Below are 18,120 nucleotides of genomic sequence, written 5' to 3'. Positions count from 1 at the left end.
TTTAACAGTAACCACTAATAATAAGTCATTCATAATAAATAGGTTATAACATCTTAGGATAAATTATGCAGCCTAACGAACCGACAGAGCTAGCGTTGTCACCGTTGACACCAGCCTACGATAGTATTTTGGAGCTAACACCGTATCAGACTGGCAAGCCTGTCGAAGAGTTGAGTCGAGAATATGGGGTTTTCAATGTAGTGAAGCTTGCAAGTAACGAAAACCCCATAGGCTGCTCGCCGCAAGTAACATTAGCGATAACCGAGCAATTAGGAAAGCTGGCACGTTATCCAGATGGGAACGGACACTATTTAAAGCAAGCGCTTTCTGATTTTACTGACATCAATATAGAGTGTATTACTTTAGGCAATGGCTCTAATGATCTGCTGGATATCCTAGCACGTGCCTTTGTAAGTGCTGATGATGTGGTAGTATATAGTCAGTATTGTTTTATCGTCTACCCGATGGTGACTAGAATGCAAGGCGCAACAGGTGTAGAAGTGCCTGCGCATCGATTTGGTCACAATTTGGACGCTATGCGTCAAGCAGTAGACGATAATCCTAATACTAAAATGGTTTTTATAGCAAACCCAAACAATCCAACAGGCACTCAGCTTCAGCATAAAGAATTGCACAAGTTTGTTGCCAGTATTCCAAGTTCGGTATTGGTGGTATTAGACGAGGCTTATATTGAATATAGCCCTGAAAGTAATAATTGTGTGCTGCTAGATGAGTTTGATAATGTGGTTATTGTCCGCACTTTTTCTAAAGCTTATGGGTTAGCAGGTTTACGCATTGGTTACGCACTAAGCTCAGCTGCTGTGGCAGAGTTGCTCAATCGTATTCGCCAACCGTTTAATGTCAGCCGCATTGGACTCGCTGGAGCAGTTGCGGCACTTGGCGATCAATATTTTATTGAAAAGACGCGCAATACCAACCAAGAGCAAATGCATTGGTTGGAAAAGCAATTTGATGCGTTGGGATTGGCATTTATCAAGTCGTATGCCAACTTCATTATGGTGGAGATACAAGTTGAAATGGAAGATATAACCGCTATTTCTATTTATCAGGCGTTGCTAGAGCAGGGTGTTATAGTGCGTCCATTGGCAGGTTATGGTTTACCTAATTGGTTGCGTATTACTGTTGGCATCGCAGAAGACAATTTACGTCTCATTGATACGCTGCGCTCCATCTTAACCAATGACTAGGTAAATACAGTTTACGTAATACGTTTTGAAATTTAATAGACAGTGTTTATAGTTTCGGGATGAAAGATTTAATATACTTTGACGATCAATAAAAAGTACTGTTTTTGTCATTTAATTTTTATAATGCTAATCTAAATCTAAATCTATGCTTAAGCTTACGTAGCGGTATGGATTGGTTTGTTCAATGAGTAATGCCGTGAGTAGCCAGCAAAACAAGCAGAAAAATAATAAACGATCGCCTTTAAACGTTAAGCCACCTCTATTTAAACAGGTTTGCGTGATTGGCTTAGGGCTAATTGGCGCCAGTCTTGCTCAAGCAATTAAAGACAATGGTGTAAGCGAGCGTTTGGTAGCGGTAGATAGGCATGTGCCAAGTTTAGAGGAAGCCATTCAAGATGGATTGCTTGATGCCGGTAGTTCTGTACTTGATGACGTGGTTAGTGGTAGTGATTTGATAGTCATTGCGGTACCAGTACAAGCTGTACAAGCCGTGTTTGTGGATATCAAAAACGCAATGGACAGTAGACAGCTGGCCACAGACTGTATCATTACCGATGTTTGTAGTACCAAAGTCAATATCATTGAGGCTGCCAGAACTGTATTTACCTCGCTACCTATAGGGCTTGTGCCAGCACATCCGATTGCTGGTGCTGAAAATTCAGGATATCACGCTAGGCGTGCCACATTATTTGTCAATCATAGTGTCATTATTTGCAACCTACCAACGACCAATCTTTCTGCAATTGCTAATCTACGTCAGCTATGGGAAGCAGTAGGAGCCATGGTCATGACAATGGAGGCTGACCATCACGATGCCATATTGGCGCATACCAGTCATTTGCCGCACCTGCTTGCGTTTAACCTTGTTGAGCAGCTGGCAAGCCATAATGACAATTTAGATATGTTTCGCTATGCAGCAGGCGGGTTTCGGGACTTTACTCGTATTGCTGCCAGCGACCCCAAGATGTGGCATGATATATTTTTTGCCAATCAAAGCGCGATTGTGAGCGCCCTTGATGAGTACAGCGTCTATCTACAGGACATACGCCAACTTATCATTGATAAAGATTCAACCGCCCTGATGGGCCTTTTGGGCCGCGCGCAAGCCGCACGGCGACATTTTGGTCATATGTTAGCCAGCACCCCTTATACGGATACCCCTGCTATGTCAGCTTCTTACCTTATTACTCCTAGTAACACTGTCACTGGTACTATTGCTATTCCTGGTGATAAGTCTATCTCCCATCGCAGTATTATGCTTGGTAGCCTCGCAACAGGAGTGACCAACGTCACAGGTTTTTTGGAAGGAGAGGATGCGTTAGCGACGTTGCAAGCATTCCGTGATATGGGTGTGACGATAGAAGGCCCTGACAATGGTAAACTGACTATTCATGGTGTCGGAATGAACGGTCTTAAACCTAGCAAAACCCCTTTATACATGGGTAATTCTGGCACCAGTATGCGCTTGCTAGCAGGTATTTTAGCTGCACAATCATTTGATAGCGTATTGACAGGTGATACTAGCTTAAATAAGCGTCCAATGGAGCGTGTCGCAGCACCACTTCGCCAGATGGGCGCAGTCATTCAAAGCACTGGGCATAGTGGCACAGCGCCGCTCAGCATCACTGGCCGTGATAACGTCGGTAAGCCGCTCCAAGGTGTAGATTATGATATGCCGGTTGCTTCAGCACAGGTCAAGTCTTGCTTATTGTTGGCGGGGTTATGGAGCGAGGGTACAACAACCGTTATTCAACCTGAGGTTAGTCGTGACCATACCGAGCGTATGCTGTCAGCCTTTGGTTATCCTGTGACCGTCGATGGCAATCGCATTAGCGTTGAAGGTGGTGGTACGCTGACAGGCGGTGATATCGCCGTCCCTGCTGACATCTCTTCTGCGGCCTTCTTTATGGTAGCTGCTGCTATCAGTCAAGATAGTGAATTGACCTTAACGCAAGTCGGTATTAATCCTACGCGTACTGGTGTCATCGATATTTTAAAGCTGATGCAGGCAGATATTAGCTTAAGTAATGAGACCCACGTTGGTGGCGAACCAGTGGCTGATATCACCATTCGTAGTTCAAGCCTAGTCGGTATTAAAATTCCAGAGTATTTAGTCCCATTAGCGATTGACGAATTTCCTGTATTATTCGTTGCCGCTAGCTGTGCGCAAGGTCGTACGGTATTAACTGGTGCGAAAGAGTTGCGTGTTAAGGAGTCCGATCGTATCGCCGTCATGGCCGATGGGCTAAAAACCCTTGGTGTTGATTGTACAGTTACGGACGATGGCTTAATCATTGAAGGTCAAGGTATCGAAGGGCAAAATGGTCTAGTAAATAATAGTCAGCCTGTATTTGGTGGCGGACATATCACCTCGCATCATGATCATCGTATTGCTATGAGTTTCTCTGTTGCTAGTTTACGTGCGTCTGAACAGATTATCATTGAAGGCGTTGAAACGGTCAATACCAGTTTCCCAGGTTTTGCAGAGCTTGCCAATCAAATCGGTATGTCTATCCAAGTCGATCATAGCAAGGCATAGATATCGAAAACACCAAGAGAGTAAACGTGTTAAGAGTAAACCAAAATAAGGGTTAATTTGAGAGTTTTCTAACCCTTATATTTTATTTCGAAAATGCAGTCATCGTTAGCAATGTGTTGATACCTAAATGGGTATAACGCATTGCTTTTTACTTTTTATCCTATATGTAGTAACCCTGCGCTCTTACCAATAAACTTTTATTGTTTATAAAGATAGGTAAGGTCGTGCTTTGCTCTGATAAGTTGTCTTGCCTTATGACTACCCAAAATGTCGTCAAAAAACCAGTAGTCCCGATCAAAACTACGAGAAGTGGCATCATCACTGCACTAATCGCTTTTTGTATATGGGGCGCATTCCCTTTATATTTTAAACAGCTAGCGGCTTATAATGCGACAGAAATCATCGGTCATCGCATCGTTTGGACGTTTGCCTGTTTGTTAATCGTCGTAGTTGTGACCAAGCGTTGGCAGTGGATAGATACCTTAAAACAAAATCCAAGATGGATAGCGTTGACTTTTTTATCAGGTATTATTATTGCGACCAACTGGCTCACCTACGTATGGGCAGTCAATCATGATCGTATTCTTGAAGCAAGTTTAGGGTATTTCATTGGTCCGCTAGTTGGCGTTGCTTTGTCGATGATTTTATTTAAAGAGCGTTTGCGATCCTTACAATGGGTAGCAATTGGTTTTGCATTGTTATCTGTGATTATTCAGGTGGTGATGCTGGGTAGCTTGCCATGGCTATCGCTCATTTTAGCCTTTAGTTTTAGTACTTATGGTACTATTCAACGCCAAACGCCTTTGACTCCTGTCGATGCAATGTTCGTTGAGACCACCATGCTCGTCCCCATCTTTATTTGGTGGTTTTGGCAAGCTGATGTGATCAGTAGCCAGCTTGGCTTTTGGTTTACGTCAAACATTTGGCTATTAATGTTGGCAGGTCCGATCACTTTGATACCGCTATTACTATTCAATAGGTCGACAAAACTGGTCGCTTATAGCATTTTAAGCTTTATGAATTATTTGACCCCGACTTTTATTTTCTTTTTAGCCGTGTTTTATTATAAAGAACCTTTTGATTTGCATCGTCTAGTGGTCTTTGGCTTGATTTGGCTTGGTCTGTTATTATTTAGCATTGACTTATGGCGTCATCGCCCTAGTAAAGCGCTAAAAGCTGAGCGTCTACGCGAAGAAGCTTTGCAACAAGCCAAATAAAAACTGGATGTAAAGTAAGAGTCGATCACCTAAACAAAAACTTAGCAAACAAGGATGAAATCATGTTTCATACCGAATCTGATGTGGTATTTGTAAAAGGCTTAACAGTAGAGGCAGTGATTGGTGTATACGCGTGGGAGCGCGCTATCACACAGCCATTATTGATTGATATAGCGCTTGAGACGGATATAAACGCTGCCGCATTCTCTGATGATGTGAATGATGCGCTAAATTATAAAGCGGTCTGCGATGATGTCAGAGAGTGGTGTCAAGATATCAAGGCGCAATTGCTTGAGTATCTGGCTGGGCAAATCGCAGATCAGCTGCTCACAAAATATCACTGTCATAAAGTCACTTTGAGCGTTGCCAAGCCAACTGCCATTAAGCAGGCCGATGCAGTTGGGGTGCAAATCACTCGTTATGCAAAAGCCATTGAAGATAAGCCAGTTGTAAGCAAGGGCAACGATGCATAAGGTACATAATGATCTGGCTGATTTTGATTTGGAAACGTTAGAGGTTTGTACACCTGAGGCGTTGCAAGCGCAGTCCGTGACAGCAGTATTATTGGCTTTGGGTAGTAATTATCAAGCCGAGTACTATTTGCCGCGCGTTCGAAAAAGTCTAGCCGTGTTAGGAGACATGCAGTTGTCTACTGCATTTCAAAATCCTGATTTTACATCGACCAAAGCGCAACCAAAGCCTGATTATACCAACCAATGTGTTTATCTTTCTCTCAGATCTGCACTCACTCTACAGCAGCTGCAGCAGACTTTTAAGCAGTTTGAACGTGACTGTAACAGACAACGTTTAACCGAGCCAACAGTGGCCAATCAGATAAAAAAAGTCACCATGGACATCGATATATTGATGGTCAAACCATCCTTCGTTAAGAATAGCCTAAGCCAAGAAAAAAAATACAAATGGTTGAAAGAATGGATAATAATGGCAGATCGTTATCCATTTAGAGCACATGAAAGAGCGGGGGTTAAAGAGTTAATTACAAGTGATATTTTTAAAGTTGGATAAATCGCTTGAAGTATTGTTTGATGTAGAGAACGGTTAGCGCTGATAGCACCTTAATCTTCGTGAGCAGGCTCTATGGAGATTTTGTGGTCATAGCAGCTTGATAGGGAGGCGTAAATACTTTGTCAAAAAGTAAAGTAAAAATAAAGATATACACTACAAAGCTAATAGTAAGAGAGACTTCCATGGTAAGAGCAGTCCATATGCCAACGCCATACCAAAACATATAAAGTGGCAAACACACTAACGTAAGTCCTCCTTCAAAGCATATTGCATGGACACTACGTATCTTAAAAGTACGAGCTTTGATTTGATTGCGTCATTCCCAGTACTCAAAGAAAGTGCTATAAACAAAGTTCAAGATAACAGCGGTAATAGCTATGATAACAGCAAGTTTCAACGACTGTTCTGTATCACTGCCACTTAATACCACTAGGATAAATGTGGTCAACATGACAGCAAATATCTCAAAAAGGGTGACATACAGCACCCGGCGTTTGATAGGGCTTAATGTAATCAATGCAAACTCCAGTGTGCTTTTTTAAGCTTTTAGATTTGATAGAATGCTGTATATAATAGGCTTATCATATTTTTAGTTACATAAGTTGTATAGCCAAGCTATAAATTAAACTAGTGTTGCTTAGCATCTGTTTCACTCATATCTTCTCTATCAATAACATCTAGATCTTCTAGGCATAATTTGTCGTATTCTTTTTGGCAAAAATTTGGATCAATCTTACACATCGCTTTTTGCAGCTGATCTAAGCGTTTTTCAGACTGCTGGATATGATTGAGCATTTTGGCAAATGCTTCAGCGACTGGGTCTTGTGAAGTAGGGTCAATACCATAAGCTTGAAAGGCAGTAGCGCGTGCTGTGCTTTGTGTAGTGGTCTTAGATTGAGCCGCCTGCGCTGCTTTTTCCTGCTGTTTTGCATCGTCGACTTTGGCTATGATTGGGTTGCCTTTTTCATCATGATGTTCTGAAATCATGCGAGCTGCACTACCAACCATCGTTGCACCCGCTGGCACAGGCTTTACAACTACTGCATTTGAGCCAATCTTAGCATTTTTGCCAACGGTGAATGGCCCCAAAACTTTTGCCCCAGCACCAACGATGACACCATCTTCTAATGTTGGATGGCGCTTACCATTATTCCATGATACGCCGCCCAAGGTAACGCCATGATACAAAGTAACATCGTTACCAATCTCAGCCGTCTCACCGATAACGACACCGACACCATGGTCAATAAAAAAGCGCTTGCCTATTTTGGCTGCAGGATGAATTTCAATACCAGTCATAATACGTGAACCATAAGACACCACGCGGGCAGCAAGCTTTTGCTCGTTTTGCCATAAGCAGTGCGCCCCGCGATGCAAAATAAGTGCATGAATGCCAGGGTAGGTTAGGATGACTTCCAGGCTGTTGCGAGCAGCCGGATCGCGATTAAATACCGCATCAATATCTTCTTTTAGGTCGTGCTTGATGCTGGCAATTGATTTGAATAAGGCGGTTGGCAATGACATAAATCATCCTATCGTATTTTTGATTACAATCTCTTTAGTTATAGCATTTTCAGAGCATAAAACATAGCGATGAGTCGTAAGTAAAAACAGATTGCCAGTAAACAACCTATCAACCACTAACCAGTGGCGCTTTGTTTATAGGCAATCTTTTATCGTTTAGCTGTCACTAATAACGTATTTTAATATCTCGACAATTTGTTCGGGCGTTTGTGCCCATGCCATGGCCGCAGCATCAACCTCTTTTAATGGATGGATAATATCTTCAGCGTGCAAGGTGATATAAGGCTTACCCAGTGCAGCACAGTAGCCAGCATCGAATGCTGCGTTCCATTGCTTATATTTGTCGCCAAAGCGAATAATAGCAATGTCGCATTTTTGAATCATATTTTTGGTGCGAATCGCATTAACCTTTGACGACTTATGATCGCGCCAAAAACCATTTTCCTCTTTGCCAAGCACATCACCGGCTGCGTCACTGGCTTCATGCTCAGTCACTGCTGATGTGAAGGTGATAGCAAGACCATAATCTTTTGCCCCTTGCATAATCTTCTGTCGCCAGTCGGTATGTATTTCTCCGGACAAATAAACGTTCCAATTCATTTTAAATTCCTTTTTATGATTAAATTATATTGCTTGTAGATAGTAACACTACCGTGAATAATGTCAAAAAATCAATACCTTAAACCTTGTACGTCACAGAGTTTAATCTTTTAAAAGCTTAGCGATAAGTGCGCTTAGCAACTGATACTCTTTTTGATCAAGCTGAATGCGTGAGCCAAGTCGAGACAAACGTGAGGGCAATGATTTTAAGTTTTCACTATCAGCCAGTTTGCGTTGAACCATCAAGGCAGTGGTACGCTCAGTAAGCTGTTGTAGTTGTTGCTGAGTAATCGCTGGCTCGTCCCATTGCTGACGTGCATAGGTGTTCAACGTCGTTTGTTCCGTCAACTCTAACATATCGTTATCAGCTTTTATATGCGCTCGCGTATAAGCAAATATAAAGCTGGCAATCACTTGGACGGCTGATGCGACGTTAAGCACGGGATAGGCAGGATTGGCATCAATCTGAATATGATAATCGGCATAAGCCAATTCCTCGTTGGTTAAACCTCTATCTTCGCGGCCAAATAAGATAGCGATATTTGGTTTACCAGTACCAGAAGCGTTGCCGTTATTATTTGTTATATCAAAAGTAGATTGAGTATCAATAAAATCACACATGATTTTGGCGGCTTGTGTGGGTGTGACCACAGGGCGCGGTAAATGACGACTACGACTGCTGGCTGCAAACACCAACTGACAATCTTCTATTGCAGACTCTAGTGTTGGTGTTATCAAAGCCGATGATAGTAGCTCACTGCCTCCTGCCGCATGAGAAATACTGGTTTCATCAATCGGTAGCTTAGGATCGACGACTGTCAGACGTGACAGGCCCATAGTATGCATGGCCCGCGCTGCTGAACCAATGTTGGCAGGTAAAGTGGTATTGACCATGACAACTTGTAAGCAAGACAGATAATCAGCAGCGGTAAATGTTGAAACGTTGGGAGATACGGGTAAGTCAGAAGTGCTCATTATTAACTCAGTCTTTTATTGGTTTCTTGTTCGACATGTTGTAATGCTAATGCAATGTCTTCTATCAGACTTGCTTGCTGGTTAATTTTACGTTCGCGGCAGTGCTCTTGTAGCTGGTGACTAAGCGCTACCAACTGAGTTGCTCCTAGGTTGGCACTAGCGCCTTTTAGCGCATGGGCGATCTCGAAACCGTTGACATTGTCATTCGCTGTTCGCGCTGCACGTAGTGTTTCGATACGATGCTGGCTATCAACTATGTAAGCACGTATCAATTTTTCAAAATCTTCTTCAAACAACTCACGCAAATCTTCGAATTGTTCATGATTGATAATACCATCATCTAAGTTTTTGTTTATATGGTCTTTTTTGAAGTGTTCTTTGGTCATTAATACCTATCCAGTGTCAAAATATTTTTAAACTTCTATATTTATAGTATCAACTATAATGAAAATGCAGGTTGTCTTCAGTCACCATGCTCTTTAACTGCTGCAAATTGTCGTCATTAGGATAGACGCGCCAATGCTCAGATAACCCTACATTAGCGATACCATAACTTTCATAGATGCTCAAGCCAAGTGGTAAGCAATTATCATTGATTGAGTCGTCGGTATTGCTCAAAGCGTTGTTGGCATAGCTGCTGCCATTTTGTTGAAGTGTATTTTGATTCATATCATTTTCTAGCGCCAACAAGTCGTTACCATCTTCATCATATAAGCTACCACCCATAACAGGATCATAGACACCAGTGTTATTACTGTCTTGTTCGTCCTGATCATTATTATAAGTCAAGCGCGGTGCTGGGATGATGTCAGCTTGTGCTGATTTGAGCAGTGGCTGCAAACGCGTGAGTAATTGAATATCACTACCATGTATTTTAATACTAATTTTTTTGAGCCAACGCAAGCGTGCATCCATCATGGTCATGGCATTATCAAGTCGTGCAAACAGACGGCCATCACGCTCACGGATACTGCCTTTGATAATGACCACTTCATCTACCTTTAGCTGGTCTTTAACGCGATTAAAACGCTCGGCATAGCAGCTGACTTCTAATCGTGAGGTACCGTCATCTAAGGTAATCACATTTCGGTTACCGAAGTTGGCGATATCGATAATAAGGCCTGCAAAGTAGCAGCTGCCGTTGTAACCTGTGTCTGTGAGCTTATCGAGACGAGCACCGGAGGTGTAGCGCTTTAATTCATCCAAATACTCATTAATAGGATGTCCGGTTAAATATAAACCTAAAGTATTCTTCTCAGCTTTAAGACGATGCTTATCACCCCAAATCAGCTCTGGCGTCATTTTTAGAGGCGGCGCTGCGACCACGCCGTCCATTTCACCAAACAAATCCATCATGCCAAGCTCATTGTTTTGGCGGTCTTGCTCAGCGGCTTGTACCGCGCTTGGCAACTGACTCATGAGTGCACCGCGAATCTCGTAAGCTTCGTCGCTTGGCAGATCAGGGCGTAATATTGCTGCAAAGTCATCAAAACAGCCGGCGCTTACCAAGGCCTCTAAAGTACGCTTATTGACTTTTTTGATATCTACTCGGCGGCAAAAATCATAGAGGTCTTTAAAAGGGCCTCCACGGCGACGCGCATTGACGATAGACTCAACCGCACCTTCACCCACGCCTTTGATCGCGCCTAAGCCGTAGATAATATTGGTCGGCGTATCGGCGACAAAGTGCCACTCGCTACGGTTCACTGATGGATTGACAACCGTGAGGTCAAAGTTTTCACGGCAGTCATTAATAAAGAACACGACGTTGTCAGTGTTGTTCATATCAGAGGTCAGTACCGCAGCCATAAATTCGGCAGGGTAGTACTGCTTGAGATAAGCGGTCTGATAAGCGAGCACACCGTAAGCGGCGGAGTGCGAGCGGTTAAAGCCATAACCGGCAAACTTCTCCATCAAGTCAAATACGCCGCCTGAGGTCGCTTCATCGATACCTTGCGCGGTCGCACCAGTGACAAAGATATCGCGCTGTTTGGCCATCTCTTCAGGTTTCTTTTTACCCATGGCGCGGCGTAGCATATCCGCACCGCCCAAGCTATAGCCTGCCATGACCTGCGAGATCTGCATGACCTGTTCTTGATAGACAATAACGCCATTGGTATTCTCGAGGATCGGCTCAAGGTTGGGATGGTCATAGATGACTTCCTCGCGGCCGTGCTTACGGTCAATATACATCTCTACCATGCCAGCGTCTAGCGGACCTGGACGATAGAGCGCACACATGGCGATGACGTCTTCGATATTGGTCGGTTGTAGCTTGGCTAAGTATTTCTTCATGCCCATACTTTCTAGCTGAAAGACGGCCGTGGTCTTAGCATCTTGCAACAGCTTATAAGCTTTTTTATCATCTAGTGGCAAGTCTTCTAATACTAGCGCATCGAGACCTTCTTTTGCGCGGCGTAGATTGATGTTTTCTACCGCAGCATTGATAACGGTTAAATTACGTAGACCCAAGAAGTCAAACTTTACTAGGCCCACATCTTCGACATCATCTTTGTCAAATTGGCTGACACGATGTCCGTCATCATCGCAGTAAATGGCGCTAAAATCAGTAATTCTATGTGGGGCAATCAGGACGCCACCGGCATGTTTACCAACGTTTCGGCATACGCCCTCAAGCTTAATCGCCATCTCCCAAATCTCAATGGCATCTTCATAATCCATATTGTCAGGATTGGATATTAAGTCTTTAAGCTGCGGCTCTTGCTCGAGTGCTTGAGACAGCGTGATGCCTGGCGTCTTGGGAATCAGTTTGGAGATTTTATTAGCCAAAAAGTATGATTTGCTTTGTACCCGTGCTACATCACGCACCACGGCTTTGGCCGCCATCGTACCAAAGGTGATAATTTGCGAGACCGCTTCACGGCCATAGGTTTGGGCGACATAATCAATAACTCTATCGCGGCCTTCAATACAAAAGTCAATATCGAAATCGGGCATTGAGACGCGCTCTGGGTTTAAAAAACGCTCGAATAATAGATCATAGTGAATAGGGTCAAGATCGGTAATATTCAGTGCATAAGCGACTAGTGAGCCAGCACCAGAACCACGGCCAGGGCCAACTGGGACACCATTGGCCTTGGCCCAGCGGATAAAGTCCATGACGATTAAGAAATAACCGGGGAAACCCATCGATAAGATGATATTAAGCTCGTACTCTAAGCGCTCATCGTACTGTTTGCGAAAGTCACTCCAGCTGTCGTCGCGCTCTTCCACAGGAAAGAGTTTATCCAACCGGTGATTAAGGCCGCGCTGCGACTCTGCGCGGAAAAAAGACTCAATGGTTTCGCCCTCTGGAACAGGAAAGTCGGGCAGTACGTTGATGCCAAGGGTCAAGATCACATTACAGCGGGTTGCTAAACGTAAGGTATTATTAATAACTTGTGGAATATCATCAAACAACTGCGCCATCTGTTCTTGAGTCTTCAAATATTGCTCATCTGAATACAGTCTTGGACGATTTGGGTCAGCCAGTACATAAGAGCCTGCGATACAAACGCGGGCTTCGTGAGCATCGAAGTCTTCTTGTTCTAAAAAACGCACATCGTTGTGTGCAATGAGAGGAATATTGTGTTTGGCACCTGAGTGGATAGCGGCTTTAATAAAAGCATCTTCCCCTGAGCGATTGGTACGTTTGATAGCAAAATATAAGCGATCATCAAACTGCGCTTGCCATTCGTTTATCAGCTCATCGGCTTTTTCTGGCATAGAGCCGAGTAAGGCCTGACCGACGTCTGATCTTTCACCGAATAAGACAATAACGCCCGCAGCGTGCTCTAGAATATGACTGCGCTTGATAATGGGTACGCCGTGATTATCAGGATCGGCGCGGCCTTCGGTAAAGCCTAGCGATACGATGCGGGTGATATTTTGATAGCCTTCGTTGTCCATAGCCAGCAGGGTAAGCCTCGAGTCTTCATCATCTATGATGACTTCACTACCGATGATGGGCTTGATACCAGCGCCTAAGCAGGTACGATAGAATTTCACCGTAGCATAAAGGTTGGATAAATCAGTTAACGCCAGCGCGCGCTGATTGTCCGCTGCTGCTGCTTTAATAAGCGGCTTGATGCGCACGATAGAATCGGTGATTGAATATTCGCTGTGAATGCCAAGGTGTACAAATGCCATAGAGGACTCTTACTAATGCAATCGAAAGAAGATGAGCTACCAAGAAAATAGTTTTATTATTATCAATGCTTTGAATGAGTTTTTAAAAGTAGTTAGAAGTAAATAGGGCGTTAATAGCCTTATTTATTAATTTTAAATTTAGCTGCTAATAATATCATTATTTGGCACAGACAACCACTGATTCAGCTACTAGGTATTATACGAGAAAGAATGAAATCGGTTTCCAGATTTGCAGCGACTTTTTGGTATAATTTTGATATAAAAGCTTTTTTTAGGTCGGCAAAGCATATAATAAAGATTTAACACGCCCTAGTCTTTGCCCAATTTATAATGTTTTGACAACCTACCTATCTGAAACGGGCAAGCTGATAAGGTTTGGGGTCGATAGTATGACTTTCATCAAAATAGTATTCGGCAATCATTTTTGCACTGACAACAGCTTGTGTTAAGCCTAAATGTTGATGGCCAAAGTTTAAAAACACACGCTCAATCTTATCTATAACAGGGAGAGAGTCAGAGGTTGACGGACGAAAGCCCATCCATGGCACATTATCGTTGGAATTTAAGGGAGTCTTTAGCATGGGCTGTGCATGCTGTAAGAATATGTGCGCTCGTTGCATATTGGCAGGAGCTTCAAGTCCTGCATATTCTACTGTGCCCGCCAAACGTAAACCCTCCTGCATCGGTGTTATCACAATGCGCCGATCTAGACTGGTTACGGGAGTCTGTATGCGTTTGCTTTCATGAGGTAATATCAAATGATAACCACGTTCGGTATCTAAAGGAACATTGACCCCCGTTAATTGTTTAGCCAAGGCTTTTGAATGAGCACCTGCCGATAACATCACTTTGGAGGCGGTGATATCACCTTGATTGGTCTTCAAGCGAATACCATCTACATCAGTGTGCGCTTCAAGGACTCGGCAATGTTCAATAATCTCACCACCAAGGTGTCTAAAAGTACTGCTAAGCTGATTGATTACCGCTGTTAAATTAGTGATATGTCCTGTGTTTGGGAAAAACAACGCTGCTAATTGATTATCTTGTAAGGCGGGCTCATGTTCTAAGAGTAGCTCTTTGGTCAGTAGTTCATTCGTGACACCAACATCGTTAAGACGCTTGCCTTGGGTCATAAGCAGATCAATGCCGCTTGTTTTTTCAGTGGTCAATAACGAACCTTTTACCTCTATCCAATCGTCTAATTGCCACTGGTTGGCAAAGTCTAGCCATGCTTGAAGGCAGTTAGTATTTAAGCTTAATAACGCTTGATGAATGCGCTCAAATGGTTCAGGACGCATGTTCAGTAGTAACTGAATGGCCCATGGCATCAAGCGAGGCAGGTAGCGCCAGTCTATACGCAGCGGTCCTGTCGGATTCAATAACATGGCTGGAATATGACGGAGCATGCTGGCATCAGCTATCGGAAATACATGTTCTGGCGCGATATGTCCGGCATTGCCAAATGACGCGCCTTGTCCAACTTCATTTGCCTCCAACAATACTACCTTTACTCCTCGTGCTTGTAATATCACTGCAGTCGCAAGCCCAATAATACCGCCACCAATAATGTGTAAGTCAAAATTTGAAGTAATCATAAAGACTCTCGATAGTGCTCATGTGCTGAGTTTAAAGAGGATAGAGTAGTTAAGGATAGAGTAGTTAATGTCATGACTGTCAGCTAATTGAATCCAATATACTCAGTCCAAGAGCTTAAAGCAATATGCTCTATTCGAATAAAAGAGCCCTCCACATGAAATGCAAAGGGCTCTATATTTTTAACTATGGATAAGGTCTTTTAGGGTTTAACGCTTACCGTACTTATCACTATACTCTATCCAGAAGTCTGCGTTTTCGATGCCTACTTTTCTGGGATCAAATATTGGATCAAGTCCTAACTTTTTCTGTTCATCATAGTCTTTTAGAACTTTTAATGCGGTTTTGCTAAGCAGTAAGATAGCAATGAAGTTTAGGTAACACATACTACCGAAGCCAATATCACCAAGCGCCCACATCATGCCAATAGATTGCACGCTACCAGAAAAGCAGATGGCTAAAAATACAATTTTTAGTATTGGCTTTAATACAGGATAACGCAGATTGCTATCCAAAAATACCAAGGTAGTTTCAGCGATGTAGTAATAAGCTATTAAGCAGGTGAAAGCAAATAGAAAGATAGCAATGGCCACAAAACCGCTGCCATATTGGCTAAATACGGTTGATACCGCTGCTTGAGTAAATGCTGTACCAGCGGCAACGCCTGGCATGTTTTCAACCAATGTCATACCTTCTGCCGGAATGACATTGTACATACCTGTAGATAAGATCATCAATGCAGTCGCAGTACAGACGAGGACAGTGTCAACATAGATCGAAAATCCCTGTACCAAACCCTGCTTGGCAGGATGCGAGACTTCGGCAGCAGCAGAGCTGAAAGTCGCTTCACCAGCGCCGGCCACGTTTGAGAACACCGCACGACGTACACCCCAAGAAATTGCGGTACCGACGATGCCACCGAAGACTGCCTCCATACCAAAGGCGCTCTTGATGATAAGTGCAAACATAGCAGGTATATTGGTTGCATTAAATCCTAATACGATAACCATCATTAGGATATAACCAATCGCCATAAAGGGCACCACTGTAGCAGCAACGCTGGCAATGCGTTTTACGCCACCAAATATAATAACGGCTAACAGCGCCACAATGATTAAACCAGTCATAGAAGGTGGAATATCAAAGGCGGTCTGAAAGGAGTCAGCGATGGTATTGGCTTGAACGCCAGGAACTAATACGCCATAAGACAGACAAGTAACGGCAGCAACGACAATGGCAAAAGGCTTCATCTTAAGCCCGCGCTCGATATAAAATGGCGAACCACCACGATACTGACCATCCACGTCGTCTTTGTACACCTGAGCAAGAGTGGATTCAATAAAGGCACTTGCACCGCCAAGCAGCCCCATCACAATCATCCAAAATACGGCTCCAGGTCCACCAGCTGCGATTGCTGTGGCAACCCCAGCAATGTTACCAACACCAATACGACCCGACAATGCCATACAAAAGGCTTGGAATGAGCTAATACCTCTATTTGAAGTTTGCTTGTCAAATAATAACTTGATCATCTCTTTAAAATAGCGGAACTGTACACCGCGGGTCATAATCGTAAAATAAATACCGACACCGAGTGCCAAATAAACTAACGCATCACTCCAGATATAGCCGACTATGGTGTTAATAATTGCTTCCATGACCTTACTTCCTTGTAAGTTTGACTAAAGAATTCAATTGTTTTGATATGAAATACGGTCACATTAAGCGCGTTAATATGACCGTACGTGTTGCGAAGCTCTATTAATTGACGACCCAAATAGTTTTAGTCTGTGTGTATTGTTCCAACGCTTCTAGACCGTTATCACGTCCGCCAAATCCTGATTGTTTATAACCGCCAAATGGCGTGGTGATATCGCCTTCTGAGAAGCCATTGATAGAGACAGTGCCCGCTTTGATGGCTGAAGCGACTCGATACGCGCGCTTGATGTTTTGGGTATAAAATGACGCCGCCAAACCATAGCTAGATTGATTGGCAAGACTAATGGCTTCTTCTTCAGTCTCGAAGCTAGTGACGGCAAGGATGGGACCAAATACCTCTTCATTAAACAAAGTCATGTCGGGACTGACATTGTCAAAAATAGTAGGCTCGACATACCAACCGCTGCCCAATTCTGAATGGATGTTGCCTCCTGCCACAAGCGTTGCGCCTTCATCTTTGGTGGTTTGTAGATAATGACTCACCTTGTCGAAATGTGCTTTTTCGATCATTGGGCCAATGGCAGTGCTTGGATCATAAGGTGAACCAACTTTCCAGTCTTTTAGACCTTCTTTAAGTTTTTCAAGTAAAGCTGCTTTTTGGCTACTGTGTACGATCAAACGTGAGCCGCAGCTACAGTTTTCACTCATGTTCCAAAACGCCGCAGACAAGATGTCGTTGATGGCGGCGTCATCAAGTACGGCGTCATCAAAGACGACTTGCGGGCTCTTGCCGCCGCACTCTAAGACGATTTCCTTTAAATTGCTTTGTGCCGCGTATTGTAAGAAAAGACGTCCGACTTCTGTTGAGCCAGTGAATGACACCATGTCGACATCCATATGCTGACCGAGTGCTGCACCGACATTCTCGCCAAGACCACAGACCAACTGTAGGGCTTCTTTTGGCACGCCCGCTTTATAGGCAAGCTCGGTTAAACGGTAGGCGGATAGGGAGGTCAGCTCAGCGGGTTTAACAATGACAGAGTTGCCTGAGATGAGAGCAGGAGCGACTTTCCATGCATACATTTGGGCTGGAAAATTCCAAGGTAATACTGCACCAACGACACCAATGGGCTCTTGCACAATAAGTCCTAAAGCCGCGCTACCTGTCGGCGCGACTTTACCAAATACCTTATCAGCTGCTTCGGCATACCATTCAAAAGTCTCGATAGTCGCTGGCATGTCAGTGTTTAAGCATTCGGTAATCGGCTTGCCCGCATCCACACAATCTAATGCTGCCAGCTCCTCGAAATGCTCATGCATGAGCGCACACCAGCGCTGCATGATGGTTTTACGCTCAGCTGGTGCTAGACGTCGCCATTCACCATTCTCAAAGCTATCGCGTGCGACCTTGACGGCAATGTCAACATCATCGGCGTTACCTGAGGCGATTTGACCGATGACGCTGTTATCAATAGGGGTGTAATTGTCTAAGGTCTCTGTTGATAGATTTTCGGCGGCGATTAAGTGACCCGCCCATAGTTTTTGTTGTTTTGCTTGCTCGAATACTTGCTCTTTAGTAGTTATTTCTTTTGTGGTGCTCATTTTTTAATCCTTGTCTGCTAAGTTTGAT

The 18,120-nt window shown here is 43.7% G+C and carries 15 protein-coding genes; 5 read left to right on the top strand and 10 right to left on the bottom strand.

What is annotated here, in order from left to right:
• The first annotated feature begins 65 nt into the window (after positions 1-65).
• From hisC to ACS8FB_RS05450, 5 genes are all read left to right on the top strand, one after another.
• The gene (hisC, locus tag ACS8FB_RS05470) at positions 66-1,208 is read left to right on the top strand and encodes a histidinol-phosphate transaminase (protein ID WP_439261436.1); all 1,143 of its coding nucleotides are present in this window, start codon (positions 66-68) and stop codon (positions 1,206-1,208) included.
• Positions 1,209-1,392: 184 nt separating this feature from the next.
• Positions 1,393-3,747, top strand: a complete 2,355-nt coding sequence (locus tag ACS8FB_RS05465) for a bifunctional prephenate dehydrogenase/3-phosphoshikimate 1-carboxyvinyltransferase (protein ID WP_439261435.1) — start codon at positions 1,393-1,395, stop codon at positions 3,745-3,747.
• A 254-nt stretch (positions 3,748-4,001) separates the two neighbouring features.
• On the top strand, positions 4,002-4,964 hold the full coding sequence (gene rarD, locus ACS8FB_RS05460; RefSeq protein WP_439261434.1) for an EamA family transporter RarD: 963 nt from the start codon (positions 4,002-4,004) through the stop codon (positions 4,962-4,964).
• Positions 4,965-5,026: 62 nt separating this feature from the next.
• Positions 5,027-5,437 (top strand): dihydroneopterin aldolase, encoded by a 411-nt coding sequence (gene folB / locus ACS8FB_RS05455; protein WP_299220508.1) that lies wholly within the window; start codon positions 5,027-5,029, stop codon positions 5,435-5,437.
• Positions 5,430-5,990, top strand: a complete 561-nt coding sequence (locus tag ACS8FB_RS05450) for a 2-amino-4-hydroxy-6-hydroxymethyldihydropteridine diphosphokinase (protein WP_439261433.1) — start codon at positions 5,430-5,432, stop codon at positions 5,988-5,990. Before folB ends, ACS8FB_RS05450 begins: the two co-directional genes overlap by 8 nt.
• Before the next feature lie 70 nt (positions 5,991-6,060).
• Here the strand turns inward: ACS8FB_RS05450 and ACS8FB_RS05445 are convergent, their stop codons facing one another.
• The 10 genes from ACS8FB_RS05445 to ACS8FB_RS05400 all read right to left on the bottom strand — a co-directional run bounded on the left by ACS8FB_RS05445 (position 6,061) and on the right by ACS8FB_RS05400 (position 18,092).
• Positions 6,061-6,231: a chlorhexidine efflux transporter gene (locus ACS8FB_RS05445; protein WP_439261432.1), complete on the bottom strand. Its 171-nt coding sequence runs from the start codon at positions 6,229-6,231 to the stop codon at positions 6,061-6,063.
• 75 nt (positions 6,232-6,306) lie between these two features.
• Positions 6,307-6,441 (bottom strand): hypothetical protein, encoded by a 135-nt coding sequence (locus ACS8FB_RS05440; protein WP_439261632.1) that lies wholly within the window; start codon positions 6,439-6,441, stop codon positions 6,307-6,309.
• 176 nt (positions 6,442-6,617) lie between these two features.
• Positions 6,618-7,514 carry a serine O-acetyltransferase gene (gene cysE, locus ACS8FB_RS05435; protein WP_439261431.1) on the bottom strand — a complete coding sequence of 299 codons (897 nt, stop codon included), beginning with the start codon at positions 7,512-7,514 and terminating at the stop codon, positions 6,618-6,620.
• 156 nt (positions 7,515-7,670) lie between these two features.
• A complete protein-coding gene (locus ACS8FB_RS05430) occupies positions 7,671-8,114 on the bottom strand; it encodes a YtoQ family protein (RefSeq protein ID WP_299220519.1) in 444 nt (147 codons plus the stop codon).
• A 102-nt stretch (positions 8,115-8,216) separates the two neighbouring features.
• A complete protein-coding gene (locus tag ACS8FB_RS05425) occupies positions 8,217-9,089 on the bottom strand; it encodes an RNA methyltransferase (RefSeq protein ID WP_439261430.1) in 873 nt (290 codons plus the stop codon).
• A 2-nt stretch (positions 9,090-9,091) separates the two neighbouring features.
• A complete protein-coding gene (locus tag ACS8FB_RS05420) occupies positions 9,092-9,475 on the bottom strand; it encodes an Hpt domain-containing protein (protein ID WP_439261429.1) in 384 nt (127 codons plus the stop codon).
• Positions 9,476-9,524: 49 nt separating this feature from the next.
• Entirely contained in the window at positions 9,525-13,238 is a 3,714-nt protein-coding gene (gene dnaE / locus ACS8FB_RS05415; RefSeq protein WP_439261428.1) for a DNA polymerase III subunit alpha, read from the bottom strand.
• A gap of 347 nt (positions 13,239-13,585) precedes the next feature.
• A complete protein-coding gene (locus ACS8FB_RS05410) occupies positions 13,586-14,833 on the bottom strand; it encodes an NAD(P)/FAD-dependent oxidoreductase (protein WP_439261427.1) in 1,248 nt (415 codons plus the stop codon).
• A gap of 207 nt (positions 14,834-15,040) precedes the next feature.
• Positions 15,041-16,489, bottom strand: a complete 1,449-nt coding sequence (locus ACS8FB_RS05405) for an alanine/glycine:cation symporter family protein (RefSeq protein WP_439261426.1) — start codon at positions 16,487-16,489, stop codon at positions 15,041-15,043.
• Between the two features lie 103 nt (positions 16,490-16,592).
• The gene (locus ACS8FB_RS05400) at positions 16,593-18,092 is read right to left on the bottom strand and encodes an aldehyde dehydrogenase (protein WP_439261425.1); all 1,500 of its coding nucleotides are present in this window, start codon (positions 18,090-18,092) and stop codon (positions 16,593-16,595) included.
• Between the last annotated feature and the right edge of the window lie 28 nt (positions 18,093-18,120).

Source organism: Psychrobacter sp. 1U1 (assembly GCF_051847535.1).
Classification (GTDB): domain Bacteria; phylum Pseudomonadota; class Gammaproteobacteria; order Pseudomonadales; family Moraxellaceae; genus Psychrobacter; species Psychrobacter saeujeotis.
This window is presented reverse-complemented; position numbering and strand designations above follow the sequence as displayed.

What these genes read in the sequence shown, in the direction of transcription:
- hisC (WP_439261436.1), top strand. Translation starts at nt 66, where the DNA reads ATGCAGCCTAACGAACCGACAGAGCTAGCGTTGTCACCGTTGACACCA.
- ACS8FB_RS05465 (WP_439261435.1), top strand. Translation starts at nt 1,393, where the DNA reads ATGAGTAATGCCGTGAGTAGCCAGCAAAACAAGCAGAAAAATAATAAA.
- rarD (WP_439261434.1), top strand. Translation starts at nt 4,002, where the DNA reads ATGACTACCCAAAATGTCGTCAAAAAACCAGTAGTCCCGATCAAAACT.
- folB (WP_299220508.1), top strand. Translation starts at nt 5,027, where the DNA reads ATGTTTCATACCGAATCTGATGTGGTATTTGTAAAAGGCTTAACAGTA.
- ACS8FB_RS05450 (WP_439261433.1), top strand. Translation starts at nt 5,430, where the DNA reads ATGCATAAGGTACATAATGATCTGGCTGATTTTGATTTGGAAACGTTA.
- ACS8FB_RS05440 (WP_439261632.1), bottom strand. Translation starts at nt 6,441, where the DNA reads ATGTTGACCACATTTATCCTAGTGGTATTAAGTGGCAGTGATACAGAA.
- cysE (WP_439261431.1), bottom strand. Translation starts at nt 7,514, where the DNA reads ATGTCATTGCCAACCGCCTTATTCAAATCAATTGCCAGCATCAAGCAC.
- ACS8FB_RS05430 (WP_299220519.1), bottom strand. Translation starts at nt 8,114, where the DNA reads ATGAATTGGAACGTTTATTTGTCCGGAGAAATACATACCGACTGGCGA.
- ACS8FB_RS05425 (WP_439261430.1), bottom strand. Translation starts at nt 9,089, where the DNA reads ATGAGCACTTCTGACTTACCCGTATCTCCCAACGTTTCAACATTTACC.
- ACS8FB_RS05420 (WP_439261429.1), bottom strand. Translation starts at nt 9,475, where the DNA reads ATGACCAAAGAACACTTCAAAAAAGACCATATAAACAAAAACTTAGAT.
- dnaE (WP_439261428.1), bottom strand. Translation starts at nt 13,238, where the DNA reads ATGGCATTTGTACACCTTGGCATTCACAGCGAATATTCAATCACCGAT.
- ACS8FB_RS05410 (WP_439261427.1), bottom strand. Translation starts at nt 14,833, where the DNA reads ATGATTACTTCAAATTTTGACTTACACATTATTGGTGGCGGTATTATT.
- ACS8FB_RS05405 (WP_439261426.1), bottom strand. Translation starts at nt 16,489, where the DNA reads ATGGAAGCAATTATTAACACCATAGTCGGCTATATCTGGAGTGATGCG.
- ACS8FB_RS05400 (WP_439261425.1), bottom strand. Translation starts at nt 18,092, where the DNA reads ATGAGCACCACAAAAGAAATAACTACTAAAGAGCAAGTATTCGAGCAA.